19 protein-coding genes are annotated in these 13,307 nt (G+C 53.7%); 15 read left to right on the plus strand and 4 right to left on the minus strand.

Going from position 1 to position 13,307, the window contains the following annotated elements; genetic code table 11:
• Window positions 1-1,014 precede the first annotated feature (1,014 nt).
• Window positions 1,015-1,494 (minus strand): hypothetical protein, encoded by a 480-nt coding sequence (locus SIB88_RS05750; protein WP_412557566.1) that lies wholly within the window; start codon window positions 1,492-1,494, stop codon window positions 1,015-1,017.
• 390 nt (window positions 1,495-1,884) lie between these two features.
• Entirely contained in the window at window positions 1,885-2,433 is a 549-nt protein-coding gene (locus tag SIB88_RS05755) for a helix-turn-helix domain-containing protein (protein WP_412557567.1), read from the minus strand.
• 193 nt (window positions 2,434-2,626) lie between these two features.
• On the opposite strand from SIB88_RS05755, the gene SIB88_RS05760 reads away from it, so the two are divergent.
• From SIB88_RS05760 to SIB88_RS05815, 12 genes are all read left to right on the plus strand, one after another.
• Window positions 2,627-2,923, plus strand: coding sequence for a helix-turn-helix domain-containing protein (locus SIB88_RS05760; RefSeq protein WP_412557568.1), 297 nt, complete (start codon window positions 2,627-2,629; stop codon window positions 2,921-2,923).
• 159 nt (window positions 2,924-3,082) lie between these two features.
• A complete protein-coding gene (locus tag SIB88_RS05765) occupies window positions 3,083-3,964 on the plus strand; it encodes a ParB/RepB/Spo0J family partition protein (RefSeq protein ID WP_412557569.1) in 882 nt (293 codons plus the stop codon).
• Window positions 3,964-4,437 carry a phage regulatory CII family protein gene (locus SIB88_RS05770; protein ID WP_412557570.1) on the plus strand — a complete coding sequence of 158 codons (474 nt, stop codon included), beginning with the start codon at window positions 3,964-3,966 and terminating at the stop codon, window positions 4,435-4,437. The genes SIB88_RS05765 and SIB88_RS05770 overlap by 1 nt, the downstream gene beginning before the upstream one ends.
• On the plus strand, window positions 4,437-6,386 hold the full coding sequence (locus SIB88_RS05775) for a transposase domain-containing protein (RefSeq protein WP_412557571.1): 1,950 nt from the start codon (window positions 4,437-4,439) through the stop codon (window positions 6,384-6,386). The genes SIB88_RS05770 and SIB88_RS05775 overlap by 1 nt, the downstream gene beginning before the upstream one ends.
• Window positions 6,387-6,448: 62 nt before the next feature.
• Window positions 6,449-7,417 (plus strand): AAA family ATPase, encoded by a 969-nt coding sequence (locus tag SIB88_RS05780; protein WP_412557572.1) that lies wholly within the window; start codon window positions 6,449-6,451, stop codon window positions 7,415-7,417.
• Window positions 7,418-7,428: 11 nt separating this feature from the next.
• Window positions 7,429-7,728: a hypothetical protein gene (locus SIB88_RS05785; protein WP_287465540.1), complete on the plus strand. Its 300-nt coding sequence runs from the start codon at window positions 7,429-7,431 to the stop codon at window positions 7,726-7,728.
• Window positions 7,729-7,804: 76 nt separating this feature from the next.
• The gene (locus tag SIB88_RS05790; protein WP_412557573.1) at window positions 7,805-8,308 is read left to right on the plus strand and encodes a host-nuclease inhibitor Gam family protein; all 504 of its coding nucleotides are present in this window, start codon (window positions 7,805-7,807) and stop codon (window positions 8,306-8,308) included.
• A 3-nt stretch (window positions 8,309-8,311) separates the two neighbouring features.
• Entirely contained in the window at window positions 8,312-8,746 is a 435-nt protein-coding gene (locus SIB88_RS05795) for a hypothetical protein (RefSeq protein ID WP_412557574.1), read from the plus strand.
• Window positions 8,733-8,948 (plus strand): hypothetical protein, encoded by a 216-nt coding sequence (locus SIB88_RS05800; RefSeq protein WP_412557575.1) that lies wholly within the window; start codon window positions 8,733-8,735, stop codon window positions 8,946-8,948. The genes SIB88_RS05795 and SIB88_RS05800 overlap by 14 nt, the downstream gene beginning before the upstream one ends.
• Complete coding sequence (locus tag SIB88_RS05805) at window positions 8,948-9,172, plus strand: hypothetical protein (RefSeq protein ID WP_412557576.1); 225 nt, start codon at window positions 8,948-8,950, stop codon at window positions 9,170-9,172. Before SIB88_RS05800 ends, SIB88_RS05805 begins: the two co-directional genes overlap by 1 nt.
• A gap of 225 nt (window positions 9,173-9,397) precedes the next feature.
• A complete protein-coding gene (locus SIB88_RS05810) occupies window positions 9,398-9,697 on the plus strand; it encodes a hypothetical protein (protein ID WP_412557577.1) in 300 nt (99 codons plus the stop codon).
• A complete protein-coding gene (locus tag SIB88_RS05815) occupies window positions 9,690-10,343 on the plus strand; it encodes an MT-A70 family methyltransferase (RefSeq protein WP_412557578.1) in 654 nt (217 codons plus the stop codon). Before SIB88_RS05810 ends, SIB88_RS05815 begins: the two co-directional genes overlap by 8 nt.
• 11 nt (window positions 10,344-10,354) lie before the next feature.
• Here SIB88_RS05815 and SIB88_RS05820 read toward each other — a convergent pair whose 3' ends face one another.
• Window positions 10,355-10,936, minus strand: coding sequence for a hypothetical protein (locus SIB88_RS05820; RefSeq protein ID WP_412557579.1), 582 nt, complete (start codon window positions 10,934-10,936; stop codon window positions 10,355-10,357).
• A gap of 77 nt (window positions 10,937-11,013) precedes the next feature.
• Between SIB88_RS05820 and SIB88_RS05825 the strand changes: the two genes are divergently transcribed.
• Window positions 11,014-11,718, plus strand: a complete 705-nt coding sequence (locus tag SIB88_RS05825; RefSeq protein ID WP_412557580.1) for a gp16 family protein — start codon at window positions 11,014-11,016, stop codon at window positions 11,716-11,718.
• Window positions 11,715-11,984: a hypothetical protein gene (locus SIB88_RS05830; RefSeq protein ID WP_412557581.1), complete on the plus strand. Its 270-nt coding sequence runs from the start codon at window positions 11,715-11,717 to the stop codon at window positions 11,982-11,984. Before SIB88_RS05825 ends, SIB88_RS05830 begins: the two co-directional genes overlap by 4 nt.
• Before the next feature lie 98 nt (window positions 11,985-12,082).
• On the opposite strand, the gene SIB88_RS05835 is transcribed toward SIB88_RS05830, so the two are convergent.
• Window positions 12,083-12,793, minus strand: coding sequence for a hypothetical protein (locus tag SIB88_RS05835; protein ID WP_412557582.1), 711 nt, complete (start codon window positions 12,791-12,793; stop codon window positions 12,083-12,085).
• An 82-nt stretch (window positions 12,794-12,875) separates the two neighbouring features.
• Between SIB88_RS05835 and SIB88_RS05840 the strand changes: the two genes are divergently transcribed.
• On the plus strand, window positions 12,876-13,256 hold the full coding sequence (locus SIB88_RS05840; protein ID WP_412557583.1) for a hypothetical protein: 381 nt from the start codon (window positions 12,876-12,878) through the stop codon (window positions 13,254-13,256).
• Window positions 13,257-13,307: the final 51 nt, after the last annotated feature.

The following is a 13,307-nucleotide window of genomic DNA, read 5'->3' on the forward strand; positions in this document are numbered from 1 at the left end:
GCCGCTGCGGTTCGAGAGGGAAGATAGCGTTTTTGCCGGGAAACACCACTGCCAAATTGCTTTTTCAGCCATGCAAAATCTGCATAAATGTTGGGCTGCGAAGATTTATGGTTTAACTATTTGAAATTGCGCGATTTTATTTGGGTGATTTGTGTCACTTGCTTGTGAAATGGGCATTTGACCGCGAAATCAATTGTGCAACAGCACAAAAAAAATGCCGGTAGCAGGGGGGCGCTACCGGCAAAGATCAACAGGGAGGCTTACGTCTGGGAGACGTAGGGAATCTTGGGGAAGATTCCGGTGCCGGATTTCGTTCCGACGGACGGATCATGCGGAGATCAGGGAAGCTGAAGCGATCACGATTTCGCGTCTGCTCACAACTTATGATGCAAATGTAAGTATGCTTACTTCCGATTTAAAGTAGAATAAGCTCAGACCAACCATGCAGGGAATGCATGGCAGAAAAATGTCAATAATTTTAAGAAATTATGACCAGCCCCGCGTCTGGCGCATTCCAAAACACTTATATTAGGCCCTGATCCTGATGGCTTGTCCGCGCGATTTTGCATGTAACGGACCGTTCTGCGACCCGAAAACAGCATATGGCGATTCTGTCGGCCAGATATCGGCGGGGATCAACGCGGATCAGGTCGCCTTTTCAAGGGACAGAGATGAATTTGGGGGCCGCATTTGGCGGGCTTGCAAAGCTTGGTCCGGCTGGTGTGTGTTCCGCGTGTATTCTCGTGGTCCGACATCCGGATCATCCCGATGATGCCTGGGTGTTAACCGACACTTATTCTTAGAGTGAGGCGGGATAAGGTGGGATGATACGGGACCAAGTGGGACAAGGCACGGTTTGCGGGGACTTACGGCCAAAACGGCGCTCAGGTGGAGTGAGTGCATTTGGTTTTGGAGTTGGCTGGCGAATGGCAGTGTCCGCCATTTGATGTTGGAGTTGATGGCGTTCAGTTCGTTCGGCTCTCAGTTTAGTCTGCAGCCTCTCTTAGTCAGCTCTTAATTCCCGTCAATTGAGGCCGTGACTAACTTGCATCCTTCTTGAGTAATCACTGCGCTGGCTGAGCCTATAGTCATGCCTCCAAAGCCGTTCCGTGCACGAAACTGCATGGAAATATTGTGAGTTCCGATGTCTGACACTGGTGAAATCAATGTTTTGATGTGCTCATAGCTATCTGGGTCGCGGAGATGGTCTTTCACGTACCGTTCAAGATCGCGCTGGCTACCGTCCCAAGCGCTGAGGCAATGGAAGCCTTTGCGCCGATCTTCGGCCTTTTCTGCAGCACGTGCCGCCGTTTCAAGCGCCTCCCTTTTGGCGTCTTCCTCGGAATTCCAGTTCCATCCGACGACGACCATAATAATTCCGACGACAGCGAAAATAGCACCTTGCTTACGAGTAATGTTCTTCTCTGGTTTGAACATTGCTCCGATGCCACCAAGAGTAAAAAAGGCCCCAATTATCCAAGCGATCGTTGACAACTTCTTTACTCCTCCAGGTGTCAGGGTTTCGATGTCGCGACATGCCAAAATCTTCGATACCCAGTCGTAAACTCTAAATGAAAAAGTGAATTGTCATTCGAGTATTCGACTGTGCCTGAGAATTAAACACTCGCAGAGTTTTTTTTATGACCAGAAATAAGGATTGACTGATCGTTCAGTGCTTTTTGAAGTGACTGCAGATGTATAAAAGTAAACTTCGCGAGGTTTTTTTTCAAAGTGTCAGTCGACAAAATCGACATTAGGTACGACAGCACGAAAGCACGATTAGTCATCTTTTTTTTTGAGCCGGGCAGAACGATTGAAAGCTCGAGGTTCTCAATGTTCACGGTCCCTCCGTAAACATTGATACCGGCCCCAACCTCAGTGGGATTACTCGTCTGTTCCTTGTCTCCGCGACCGTTGTCGTTGCGGGATCTCAAGGTATTCATCAGTCGTGTTATTTCGTCCAGTTCTGCCATTTCGGGACTTTCCAAGCAAACTACTCATCACTGATTTTGGTTCAGTAAGACTCTGATCTTTCTCTTTCATTCTGGTTCGATAAAGTAAGTAAATCAACCTAGATTTGTCACTAGGCTCCATTGTTTCGCCTCTATCGTGCAAATCAGTCTCGACAGCCTGGATGGCGGCTAGGAGTACTTCTTCGTCAACAGCTTCATTCGCGCGGTCACTTTGTGGCTCTGTACCGAATGCGAGCCAATCCAGCGATACGTTGCACGCCAGAGCAACCTGAATGATTGCAGACCATGAAGGATCGGTCGTTCCAGAAAACCACTTCTTTATGCCAGAAACCGAAAAGCCGATTTCCTCAGCTAGCGTTTCCTGAGTGAATTTCCCCCGCATCGCTGTTTTCAGTCGACTGGCAAACGCTTTACGCTTCTGTTCCTGAACTGGAAAGTCCACTTTACGGTTCTTTTCCATGTTTACAGTTCCGCCAAGTCACTGAAAGTGTTTATAAAGTGCCTTATAGGGTTCTTGTTGGGCGCAAAAAGAACCGTAAAAGGATTTTTTATATTGAAAAGTTCCTTATAAGGGACCATAGTTTCCTCGTTCACGGAATTTCTCATTCCAAGTCTATCGGCCTGGCAGGGCCGGGAAGTTCGAGGAGATGCCAATGGTGCGCAAGCACGACAGAAGCCCTCAGGAGATCCGGTTCGAATTGAACCAGAAGGGGCTTACCTTTGCTGATGTAGACCGTGCTTCCGGTTTTCGCGTCGGTACGACACGCGATGCAACCCGTCATCCCCATGCAGAGGGTGAGCAAGCGATCGCAGAAGCACTTGGTCTGCGGGCAAAGGATATCTGGCCGTCGCGCTACGACGCCAAAGGAAAACGCCTCAAACCTCAACCTTCCCAGAACTATACGGATCGGCCACGGCTTCGTCACTGTCTAAAAGGGGAAGCCGCGTGAACAGTTCCCCGGATACTAACAAGCAGAATTTCCTGTTGATCGGTTTGTTTGGTCGCTTCCGATCACCGGGAAACAAGGCGGCGGCGCGAATTCCTCTCTCAACCCCCGCGCCGTCGTCTGCCTCTTAAACATGTTCTCACGTCTCTTAGAGGGTTCTGAATGTCTCAGTTGATCGAAATCGAGTTGATTGAAGTTGGTGACCGGCTGCGGGCAATTGACGATGATTATGTTGCTGTACTGGCGTCTTCGATGAAGGAACGCGGACGGGTGCTGCAACCTATCGCGGTAACATCATTCTTTACTGAAAAAGCGTTGCGGCCCAGCTATCGACTGCTTGCCGGTGCTCATCGCCTTGCCGCCGCGAAGCAGGCAGGGTTCAGCGTGATCCCGGCCGAAGTCGATCCTGACACCAATCCTCTTGAAGCCCGCCTGGTTGAGATCGATGAGAACCTGTTTCGTCATGACCTCAATCCGCTAGACCGGGCGATCTTCCTTGCTGAACGAAAACGCATTTATGAAGAGCTGTATCCCGATACCAGGGCCGGTGTTGCCGGGGGAAAGGCAGGACGAAAATCAACAACGGACACGATGTCCGCTGTTCCGGGCAAAGCGTCGTTTGCTGAAGATGCGGCCATTCGCACCGGGCTTGATCCACGCACAATTCGTCGGGCGGTATCCATAGCGACAGGGCTCTCGGCCAAGGTCCGCAAGCGACTGGTTGGAACCGCCTACGCAAGCAACCAGAAAGAGCTGCTACTTCTGGCCAAACAAGAGCCCGAGCGTCAGGAGCAGATTGTCGATCTGATCCTCAATGAAGCGGACAGCGTCAAATCCGTCAAAGCAGCGATTGAGCGCGCGGGCGGAAAACCGAGAGCGGTTCCAGATGCGAACCATGCACAGGTCAAGAAGTTGATGGATGCCTGGCGTCATTCAGGCCTTACCGCACGACGGACGTTCGTCCGAGAGCTGTCAGCGGGAGATCGTGTTCTTCTCCAAGATTTGCTCGATATGGCAACTCCTGACACCGAGGAGGCTGCTTGATGGCACGGCAACGTTCAGATCGCAAGACACTGGACCTGCTGAGCTGGTATCCCTCCAGCCCGAAGGTCGAAAGGTTCGAAGAGCAGATGGTTCGAGCAGCGACCATCAGCGGCAAGATCGCACTGGCGGTGTCTCGCATTCTTGCAGACGTGAAGGTCCGCGAAAAGGAACCGCTGGAACGCGAGGACGTAGCACGCCGCATGGGAGAATTTCTTGGCGAAGAAGTCTCAAAAAACATGCTCGACGCCTATGCTAGCCAATCCCGAGAAGATCATAAAATCAGCGTGCCGCGTGCTGTTGCTCTCATGCACGCGACAGATGATTACAGGCTTTTGACCCTGCTGGCCGAGGAGCTTGGCCTGACCGTAATTCCACGGAAATACGAAGGCACGGTTCGCGAAGCAATCCTTGCTGAAAAAATCGAAGAGCTTAACGGGGAGCTTCATTCGCTCCGGCGCGGGAGGAAGTCGTAATGCAAGAGTGGTTTTCACCCGCTGAAATCGCCGAATTGAGGTTGCCAGGTACACCGGGCACCAAAATGGGGGTCAATGCGCTGGCAGATCGCAACAACTGGCGCGATGCATCCACCCATAACAATGACCCGCTTGCAAGGAAACGCAAAGGGCGCGGCGGCGGTTGGGAATATCATTGGTCATTGCTGCCAATACCGGCCCAAACAGAGCTGCAAAGGCGGGAAATCGCCCGCAAGAAAGCCGAAGCACCGCAATCAAATGGACGGGGTTCGACTGCTGCCCGTGTAGATTGGGAGTGGTTTGAGGCTCTGCCCGAAGCGCGGAAGAAAAAGGCGCATGACCGGTTTGCTGTTCTTGATGCGATTTGCACTCTGCAACGTGGTGCACTTTCCAAGGATCAAGCCGTATGCAGCGTTTCTGCGCAACAGAACATCGGTGCATCCACGATCTACAACTGGTTCAAGCTGGTTGAAGGTTTGGATCGCAAAGACTGGTTGCCTGCCCTCTGTCCACGACATGCCGGCCGCACGAAGAAGGTGCCTTGTGACCCGCTCGCCTGGGAATGCCTGAAGGCTGATTTCCTGCGCCTTGAAAAGCCGCCTTTTGCTGCCTGTTATCTTCGACTTGAGACAGCGGCGCAGGAGAATGGTTGGACAATACCAGCTGCACGCACACTGGAACGGCGGTTGGAAAGCGAAATACCGGCTCCGGTCCGTGTCTTGCTGCGCGAAGGCAGTGAAAAACTCAAGATGATGTATCCGCCCCAAGTGCGCGACCGATCAGAATTCCACGCGATGGAAGCGGTCAACGTTGACGGTCACAAATGGGATGTATGGGTTGAGTTCCCAGATGGTGAGATTTGCCGCCCAATCATGATTGCGATTCAGGATCTGTATTCCAACAAATGCGTTGCCTGGCGCGTCGATAAATCCGAGAACTCTGACCTTGTTCGACTGGCCTTTGGTGATTTGTTCCGTGAATACGGTATCCCGGACCATGCATGGCTTGATAACGGTCGCGGATTTGCCGCCAAGTGCATTTCGGGCGGCACCCCCAACCGTTTCCGGTTCAAGGTGAAGCCTGAAGAACCAAGCGGTATCCTCACCGCACTGGGTATCAATATCCACTGGACCACACCGTATTCCGGGCAATCCAAGCCAATCGAACGCATGTTCCGGGATTTCTGCAACCACATTGCGAAACATCCGAAATTCGCCGGTGCCTACACCGGCAACAAGCCGGATGCCAAGCCGGAAAATTACCGCAGTAAAGCGATCCCGCTTGATGAATTTTTGAAGGTCGTTGGCGAGGGCATTCGCGTCCACAACGCACGTCCGAAGCGCAATACGCGGGTGTGCGGTCGGGTTCGGTCCTTTGACCAGGCATTCGATGCGAGCTACGCGGATTCCGTCGTTCGCAAGGCAGCACCCGAGCAATTGCGCATGTGCCTGCTTGCCGCCGAACAGATCCGCACGGATCAGCGCAGTGGCCGGATCGAGCTTATGGGGAACTTCTATTGGGATGAATGCCTGCATGATCACATGGGCAAGTCGATCATGGTGCGGTTTGACCCGGACTTCCTGCATGACAGCGTTTACGCCTATCGCCTTGATGGCAGTTTCATCGGCGAAGTCGGCCTTTGGGAGGCCAGTGGGTTTGCTGATCGTAATGCGGCTCGCGAACATGGCCGCAAGCGTCGGGCATTCATCAACCTGACCAAGAAAGCCGCCGAGATCGAGCGCACACTTTCACTTGAAGAATACATGGGTCTGCTTCCGGACAGCGATGACGCCGACGCGGCACCGCAGCCCGCTGCTGTGCGCCTGGTTACAGGCAACCTTGCACGCCAAGCGGCACCGGAGGTTCTGCCAGAACAAGACGCCAATGAAGAGTTTTCGAGGAATTTCCGAGCAGGCCTGCAGATTTTGCAGGGCGGCCGGGATGAGTGAGGGCGCGCCGCCTGCAAGCCAAGCGCACCCTCTTTGATCACAAGGACCGAAAGGATTTTAGCATGAACAACATCGTTGCGACAGACGCCACGTTCAGCCCGGACGAAATTGAAGAGACCCGCATCCGTTGCCGTGAAGTGATGGAGGCTGAGGGTTACACCCAAGCAGACGTAGCTCGGCTGGCTGGCATCGCATACGGTACCTTCACCGGCTGGTTCAAAGGCACTTACGCCGGCAACAACGCCAAAGTGGCCTCAGAGGTACATATCTGGCTGTCAGGGCTTGGCGAGAAAAAACAAGCAGCAAGCCGTGTTCCACAGCTTCCCGATTTTGTTGAGACCCCGTCTTCGCAAGAGTTCTACGACGCGCTCCAGTTTGCACATCTGTTGCCGGAAATCGCGATTATTGCTGGCGGTGCCGGTATCGGAAAGACCAAGGTCTGCGAACAATACGCAGCCCGAAACCGCAATGTCTGGCTGGCGACCATGGACCCAAGTTCCAAGGGCACCCACGGGCTTCTCGTGGAACTTGCTGAAGTCATGGAAGTGGATGAGAAGCACGCAGCCAAACTCTCAAAAAGTATCGTTCGGCGTGTCGAGGGTACTAAAGGGCTGATCATCATTGATGAAGCTCAGCACATGACCACAGAAGCTCTTGATCAGTGCCGGTCAATCTATGATCGCGCCAAGGGCACTGTCGGCTTGGCCCTGGTTGGCAACGAAACAGTTTACTCCCGGCTTGAGGGGAACGGTCGCACCGCTGGCTTCGCGCAGATTTTCTCGCGGGTTGGTGTTCGTGTCACTCAGGCACGTCCCAAGCCGAAGGATATGTGCGCCCTTATCGAAGCATGGGGTGTGACCGACAAGGAAGAAATTAAGTTGCTCAAGGCAATCGCCAGAAAGCCCGGTGCATTGCGCGGGATGGCCAAGTGCTTCCAGTTGGCGACCCTGCTTGCGAACGGTGCAGGTGTTCCCCGAACCATCGAGCACATCAAAACCGCCTGGGACAAACATTCCTCGGCTGCAGTGTAAGGAGGTTTGTGATGATCAGCCAAAAACTGTCCAACATCACAGCGGCGTTGCGGAAGATGGCCAACCACAGTTCCGGGAGCCTGAAACTCGATCACGCAACCACAGACATCTTGCTGACCAACCTGCAGGAGCTCTCTGACAGTCTTGGCTCTTACGAGCATAGCGCCGGACCGATCCCTGTTGGTGAGACCAGCCTGCACGCGATCGAGCGCGCCGTTGCCCGAGGTCAGGTCATCAATCTGGCAGACCGACGCACGGCAGAAATACTGCGCCGCGATCTGCCGCCGGACGGCGGGGGATCAGTCGCATGAAACGTTCCCGCATTCCCTTCATTCGCTTTTGGCTTCAACAGATCCGCTACTGGCGGACCCTTCAAAGGAAACCGCTATGACGACGATGGCAGAGATCGAACAAATGGCACAGGGCTATGCTGCCGCCCGGATCGAGCTGCAGGAAGGTGTGACCGCCCTGCACGAGGATCTCGAAAAGATCAAGGCCCGCTATATGGGCATGATCCGCAAACAGGTTGAAACCGTGCGCGAGCATGAGACAGCACTCAAGAACGCGATTGAGGCTGCACCGGATCTGTTTACCAAACCGAAATCCCGCACGTTTGCAGGGATCAAGGTTGGGTTTGGAAAGCAGCCAGGACGGCTTGAATGTCCCGAAGATGTCCTTCTGGTCGCGCGCATTCGCAACACACTTCCTGACCAGTTTTCAACCCTTGTGAAGGTTACTGAAAAGCCGGTGAAAACGGCTCTTTCCAATCTTCCGGGCAAAGACCTTAAGCGTCTTGGTATCTCGGTTGTTGATGCGACCGACGCTGTCATTGTCAAGCCGCAGGACAGTGATATCGACAAACTGGTTGCGGCGCTGATCGAGGAGGAATGAGCAATGTCATTCGTAACAATCGAGCCGCCCGTCAAGAATGTCAAACCGGCTATCAAGCCTGACGAAGTTCTGCTGACCACCCGCAAGGTTCATAAGTGCAACATGGTCGTTTTGCGCTTTGGTGATGAGGCCGTCAAACGGCTCAAGCTCAGTGTAGGCAAGCAGTACATGGTGCGCTGGGGCATTGATGACCATGCAGGCAAACTTCGGCTGAGTGAGGTTTCCAAAGGGTGGGAGCTCAAAGTGCCGAAGCGAGGCAATACAGCTCAGATCACGCTCTCCCGCCTTCCTGAGCAGTATCTGGGGCGAGCTTTTCAGGCCAAGAAGATCACTGGTGAACATATCGACGGCGTGTTGGGCCGCAGTGACCCGTTCGTCCAGCTCATCCTTCCGTCTGATTTCTTTGCCGAGCCGGAGGATACCGATGAGCAAGCGTAAGCCAACTGTCTTGTTCTCGGTGCTCTTGGCTGACTGTCGTCAGATCTATGTCCTGGCACGTCATGCCAAGGGGGCATTGAGCGTTGCCATATCGCATGGCTACACACCGGATCGCAGTCCCGGTGTCAGGCCGCGCCGTGTTGATGATGTGCTCAAGGATCGGGCGATCAACTTCAAGTCCGCTGAGGAGGAGGCAGCCTGATGTTTGCCTACTGCTATGAGAGTGGAGACATCCAGTTCGGCGAGCAGTTGCCTGTGAATGCGATCAAGCTCGCGAGCGGTCCTGAAGCCATTCTTCGCCGCCGTATCGGTTCAAACCGTCGCGTGCCTGGCATCCCGGCCGAGGACGCAATTGGTGACCGCCAGGCAATCGAACAATACAGACGATTTCTGATGGCACCACGCAGACGTGTGCGTGGTGGCTGATGAGCCAACCGGGGCCGACCCGAACCTGTTGCAAGTGCTTTTGGTTCGGTCCCGGTACCGCTTCAGCAACGAGCAGTCCACGGACTGCTGATTGGTGCAGCGGCGAGCGGAGATGAGGGCGTTATTGCCAAAACCGTCAAGGCCGTAAGGCCGACCGGAATGGTCCGCTGCACCACCCGCTGAGTTGGCGGGACAGAGCAAACGACAACAAGGTGATTGAAAACAATGGCCTCGCTTCGCGCACAAACCCATGACAGCCGAAAGGTGCTTGCCAATCTGGCAATCGTCGCGGCCGGGTTTGTGCGCGGTCGCGGCCGAATGAAGGCCCGCGAACATCTCCGCAAGGCCATTCACGAAGCGAACGAAGCGTTGAGGGCCGATGGTTCGGTCGCAGACCATTCTGTGACGATCTCCGACCCTGAACAGTTGGTTCGCGCCTACATCGAGGCTGGTGGCAATTGGCAGGCTCTGGTCGCGGCCGTCAGCCGCCATTCACTTGAGGGGGCAACGCGTCGTCATGACTAACACCATGCGTAAGCAGTTTGCAGATCTGCGACCTATGGGAGGCTTTCGCGTCATCCTGGCGGATGCAGCATGGCCTTTTGCCAATTTCTCCCCGAAAGGCGAAGGTAAAGGACCATCGGCCCACTACGACTGCATGACAGTGGATGAGATTGCAGCGATGCCGGTTGAGCTTCTGGCTGCGGATGACTGCGCTTTATTCATGTGGGTCACTTGGCCGCTGATGCCCGAATGGAACCGTGTTCTGAAAGCATGGGGTTTCGAGTTCAAAGGGCTTGCCTGGGAGTGGCGCAAATTCAATCCGGACACTGGAAAATATGCGTTCGGTACCGGCTACGGCACGCGAAAGAACCTGGAGCCGTGCCTGTTGGCGACACGCGGAAATCCGCCGCTTAGATCCGAGCTCCCCGATGATCTCTTTGGTGTCGGGAGCGTCCCTGACGGGGTGCGCTCGGTCCGCGACTGGATGGAGTGGTGGCCGGATGACGAGATCCGCGCCAAAGCGCGCGGTCATTCCCGGAAACCTGACGAACAATATGACCGGATCGAGACGATGTTTGACGGTCCATATATCGAGCTGTTTGCGCGTCAGCGCCGAAAAGGTTGGTCCGCATGGGGAAACCAAGTCGACAAGTTTGGTGAGACATAATGAATAGCCATCTATCTACATTTGTCGTCCAAGTACGATCTGAGGGATTCTATAGCTATGAAAAGCTTCGTCATTCCCACCCCGTGAGCAACGAGTTCGTACTTCATAGCCTTTGCAAGAACCTGCAAGTTGAGCACCAGTTTATTGAGTTCATCGTTGATGATTTCGGGGGGCGGCATTTCCAATTCGGTCAGCAATTTCGCAGCGGCGTCTTGTACCATTTCGACGCGCATCGTCTGGTATCTGCCTGTATCGATTTCTTTCACCATGGCCTCAATGGATTCCAACATGATGCCATTTGGGTCTTTGTGAATGTAGACTATGTTCGTCGCTTCTATCACCTTGAGACGATAAGCGATCAAGGCTTGTTTGATTGTTCTTTCGTGGGTTTTTGTCGCGCCGAGATACGCCAAAAGCCCGCCCGCAATTGCAGCAAAACCTGTTGCAAGCACTTCCCACTGAAGGCGTTCGGAAGAGGTGTATGGAAAACCCATGACCTTTCCATATTGCTTTTCGACAAAAAGCGATCCAGCGAGAAAGCCTGTACCAAGCAGAACGCATACGGAGACAATTCTAGAAATCCAGTCGTTCATAAGCCCACCTTGATAAATTTACCAAATCCTATCGCGGCGTTTGCGTTTGTGCGATGTTTAATTACTGGAGGCACCCAATGACAGCCTCGAGTAAGCCCAAAAAAAAGATCGATCCGTTCCGACGTAGCCTTTACGCGAAGATCGAAATCGCCAAGAAACAGCTGGCACTCGATGACGATGCTTATCGCGATATCATCGCGCAGCGTTTTGACGGCAAGACAAGCCGGACTCAGCTTGGCACCGCACAACTGGGCGAGCTAATTGATCATTTCAAAACACTTGGCTTCAGGCCGAAGCGCAAAGCGCCAAAACGTGCCGGCCGGGAACGGCTTGCGGACAGTGATACTGCGCGCAAAATTCGTGCGCTATGGATCTCTTTGTATCATCTCGGAGTTATCTCAGACCCTTCTGAGAGCGCCTTGGGGGCCTTCATCAAACGGCAAGCCAAGGTCGATGACGCTGCTTTTTTGGTGCCTGAACACGCCTACAAAGTGATTGAAGCTCTCAAAAGTTGGGCTGAGCGCGAGGCCAAGGTCAACTGGTCGCCCTATCCGATCGGGTTCCGCGACAAAATAGAACGCCCGCGTTGCCGCATTCTCGAAGCGCAATGGAAGATCCTGCATCCCGGAAAGTTTGACATCCTCGATCTCTGCCGGTGGGTTGAGCGGTTTGTGAAGAGCCCGCGCCAGATTTCGCATGTTCATCTGTCTGATGATCAGGCCGACCAGGCAATAGAGGCCCTTGGTGCGCGTGTGCGTTCGCTGAAAGGCGGTGCCAAGTGAACCTTGATGCACTGATCGCGCACCGCACTCATTGTTTTCTGCACGTGCTGAAACGGGCGCGCGCCAGACACATCGATCTTTCACCCGCAGCAATCGAGCGCCTGCAGGATGCGATTGAACGCCTTGAGCGTGCCTTTGTTCGCGATGGTCAGGCCAGATATCGTCTATCGGTTCGTCATGCTGGCCAGTGGCTGGTTGTGACCTATGACGCTCGTTTGCACTGCCTGGTCACTGTCTGGCCTCATCCAAATAGGAGGCACCTGTGACAAAACGTGTTTGCCCTGCTTGCGAGGGAACGGGGTGGCTATGGATTTGGCCGTGTGACGTTTGCGGTGGTCGAGGTTGGTTGTCGATACCTCCGGACTCATGCCTCTTTCAAGGCGAGCTCCGGAAGTTCCTGATCAAGACCTTCGTTAACAAACCATCGCTCGAAGGGATTATTGGGGCTGATTTTTGCGACACGATGCAAATGCCGCATGGCGTCGACTGTTTCTTTGAACATGTTGTTAAACACATCTTTCATCCATGCGAGTTCGTTAGCCGCAGCCTGCACGTCTGTTGGTTCGGGCCTGTCTTTCCAGTATCTGACATGCGTTCGAAACTCGTTGTAATTTCCAACAACCGCGAAAGCGGTACCGACACCGAGTTTGGCAACATTCGCAGGGGTGCTGTCATAAATTGGAAAATCGAGAGGAGAGCTTTTCAGAATGGCGATGGCGCCACTCTGGTTGTTGTTCCTGAGTTGCAGACGTACTTGATTGACCTCCATCGCAATGACCAACATCTCTGCGGCCAATGCTGCTGCGAAGCTAGTTACTTCGGACGCCTCTCGTTCCGCTTCGCGGTTCATTGTCTGCTGATGAAGAGCAATCGCAGTTCTCACCTGTTCTCTTGTCGCATTAGCTTGAACTATGGCTCCCTTGTAGGCCTTACCGGCGGCGTGAACAGCTGCAAGGCCAGTAATGAGGATAGCGATAGCTTGCGCCCATGCCGATGCGTCAGAGAATGCTGGACTTCTCCAAACAAAAATAAAGAAGCCCAAAACCCAATCAGAAATCGCGCTGAGGATGTCCATTACTATTCTCTACTTCTGACATTAATTATTTATCTTCGCGCTATTTTCGATGGCACACAACTCCAAGTGGGGAGTATGTCAGATGGTTGATGACATTCGCTCTTGGCCGGTTGGATTGCGCAGGCTGGCCGAAGTCATCGGCCCGGCCGCAGCGGTGCGTCTTGCAGAAGCATTTGGCGGCACCGAGGACATTTATATTCCGATCACGGCTAACCCGTCTCACTCATTCACCGATATCATCGGGCTTGACCGGCTTGAGGCTTTGTGTGCTGAATTCGGCGGACGCAAGATCGAGATTCCGCGCGGCACCTTCCGCGACCTCAAGAAAACCCGAATTATGGACGCAGATGGGACCAATCGAACCGTTGCCTTGACGCTTGGCTGTTCACAGCGATATGTCCGCAAAGTCCGCTCAGAAGTGCGTCAACAGACCCAGCCGGACCTTTTTTCCGAAAAAGATTGATAGCCGGAACAGTTCCGGCCACGCGCGATAAGATCAAGATCGCGCATCTTG

This window comes from Thalassospira sp. MIT121401, from assembly GCF_047125595.1.
Taxonomy (GTDB): Bacteria; Pseudomonadota; Alphaproteobacteria; order Rhodospirillales; family Thalassospiraceae; genus Thalassospira; species Thalassospira povalilytica.

Excerpts from the sequence above, each read along its gene's own strand:
- SIB88_RS05755 (WP_412557567.1), bottom strand. The coding sequence starts at position 2,433 with ATGGAAAAGAACCGTAAAGTGGACTTTCCAGTTCAGGAACAGAAGCGT.
- SIB88_RS05760 (WP_412557568.1), top strand. The coding sequence starts at position 2,627 with ATGGTGCGCAAGCACGACAGAAGCCCTCAGGAGATCCGGTTCGAATTG.
- SIB88_RS05765 (WP_412557569.1), top strand. The coding sequence starts at position 3,083 with ATGTCTCAGTTGATCGAAATCGAGTTGATTGAAGTTGGTGACCGGCTG.
- SIB88_RS05770 (WP_412557570.1), top strand. The coding sequence starts at position 3,964 with ATGGCACGGCAACGTTCAGATCGCAAGACACTGGACCTGCTGAGCTGG.
- SIB88_RS05775 (WP_412557571.1), top strand. The coding sequence starts at position 4,437 with ATGCAAGAGTGGTTTTCACCCGCTGAAATCGCCGAATTGAGGTTGCCA.
- SIB88_RS05780 (WP_412557572.1), top strand. The coding sequence starts at position 6,449 with ATGAACAACATCGTTGCGACAGACGCCACGTTCAGCCCGGACGAAATT.
- SIB88_RS05785 (WP_287465540.1), top strand. The coding sequence starts at position 7,429 with ATGATCAGCCAAAAACTGTCCAACATCACAGCGGCGTTGCGGAAGATG.
- SIB88_RS05790 (WP_412557573.1), top strand. The coding sequence starts at position 7,805 with ATGACGACGATGGCAGAGATCGAACAAATGGCACAGGGCTATGCTGCC.
- SIB88_RS05795 (WP_412557574.1), top strand. The coding sequence starts at position 8,312 with ATGTCATTCGTAACAATCGAGCCGCCCGTCAAGAATGTCAAACCGGCT.
- SIB88_RS05800 (WP_412557575.1), top strand. The coding sequence starts at position 8,733 with ATGAGCAAGCGTAAGCCAACTGTCTTGTTCTCGGTGCTCTTGGCTGAC.
- SIB88_RS05805 (WP_412557576.1), top strand. The coding sequence starts at position 8,948 with ATGTTTGCCTACTGCTATGAGAGTGGAGACATCCAGTTCGGCGAGCAG.
- SIB88_RS05810 (WP_412557577.1), top strand. The coding sequence starts at position 9,398 with ATGGCCTCGCTTCGCGCACAAACCCATGACAGCCGAAAGGTGCTTGCC.
- SIB88_RS05815 (WP_412557578.1), top strand. The coding sequence starts at position 9,690 with ATGACTAACACCATGCGTAAGCAGTTTGCAGATCTGCGACCTATGGGA.
- SIB88_RS05820 (WP_412557579.1), bottom strand. The coding sequence starts at position 10,936 with ATGAACGACTGGATTTCTAGAATTGTCTCCGTATGCGTTCTGCTTGGT.
- SIB88_RS05825 (WP_412557580.1), top strand. The coding sequence starts at position 11,014 with ATGACAGCCTCGAGTAAGCCCAAAAAAAAGATCGATCCGTTCCGACGT.
- SIB88_RS05835 (WP_412557582.1), bottom strand. The coding sequence starts at position 12,793 with ATGGACATCCTCAGCGCGATTTCTGATTGGGTTTTGGGCTTCTTTATT.
- SIB88_RS05840 (WP_412557583.1), top strand. The coding sequence starts at position 12,876 with ATGGTTGATGACATTCGCTCTTGGCCGGTTGGATTGCGCAGGCTGGCC.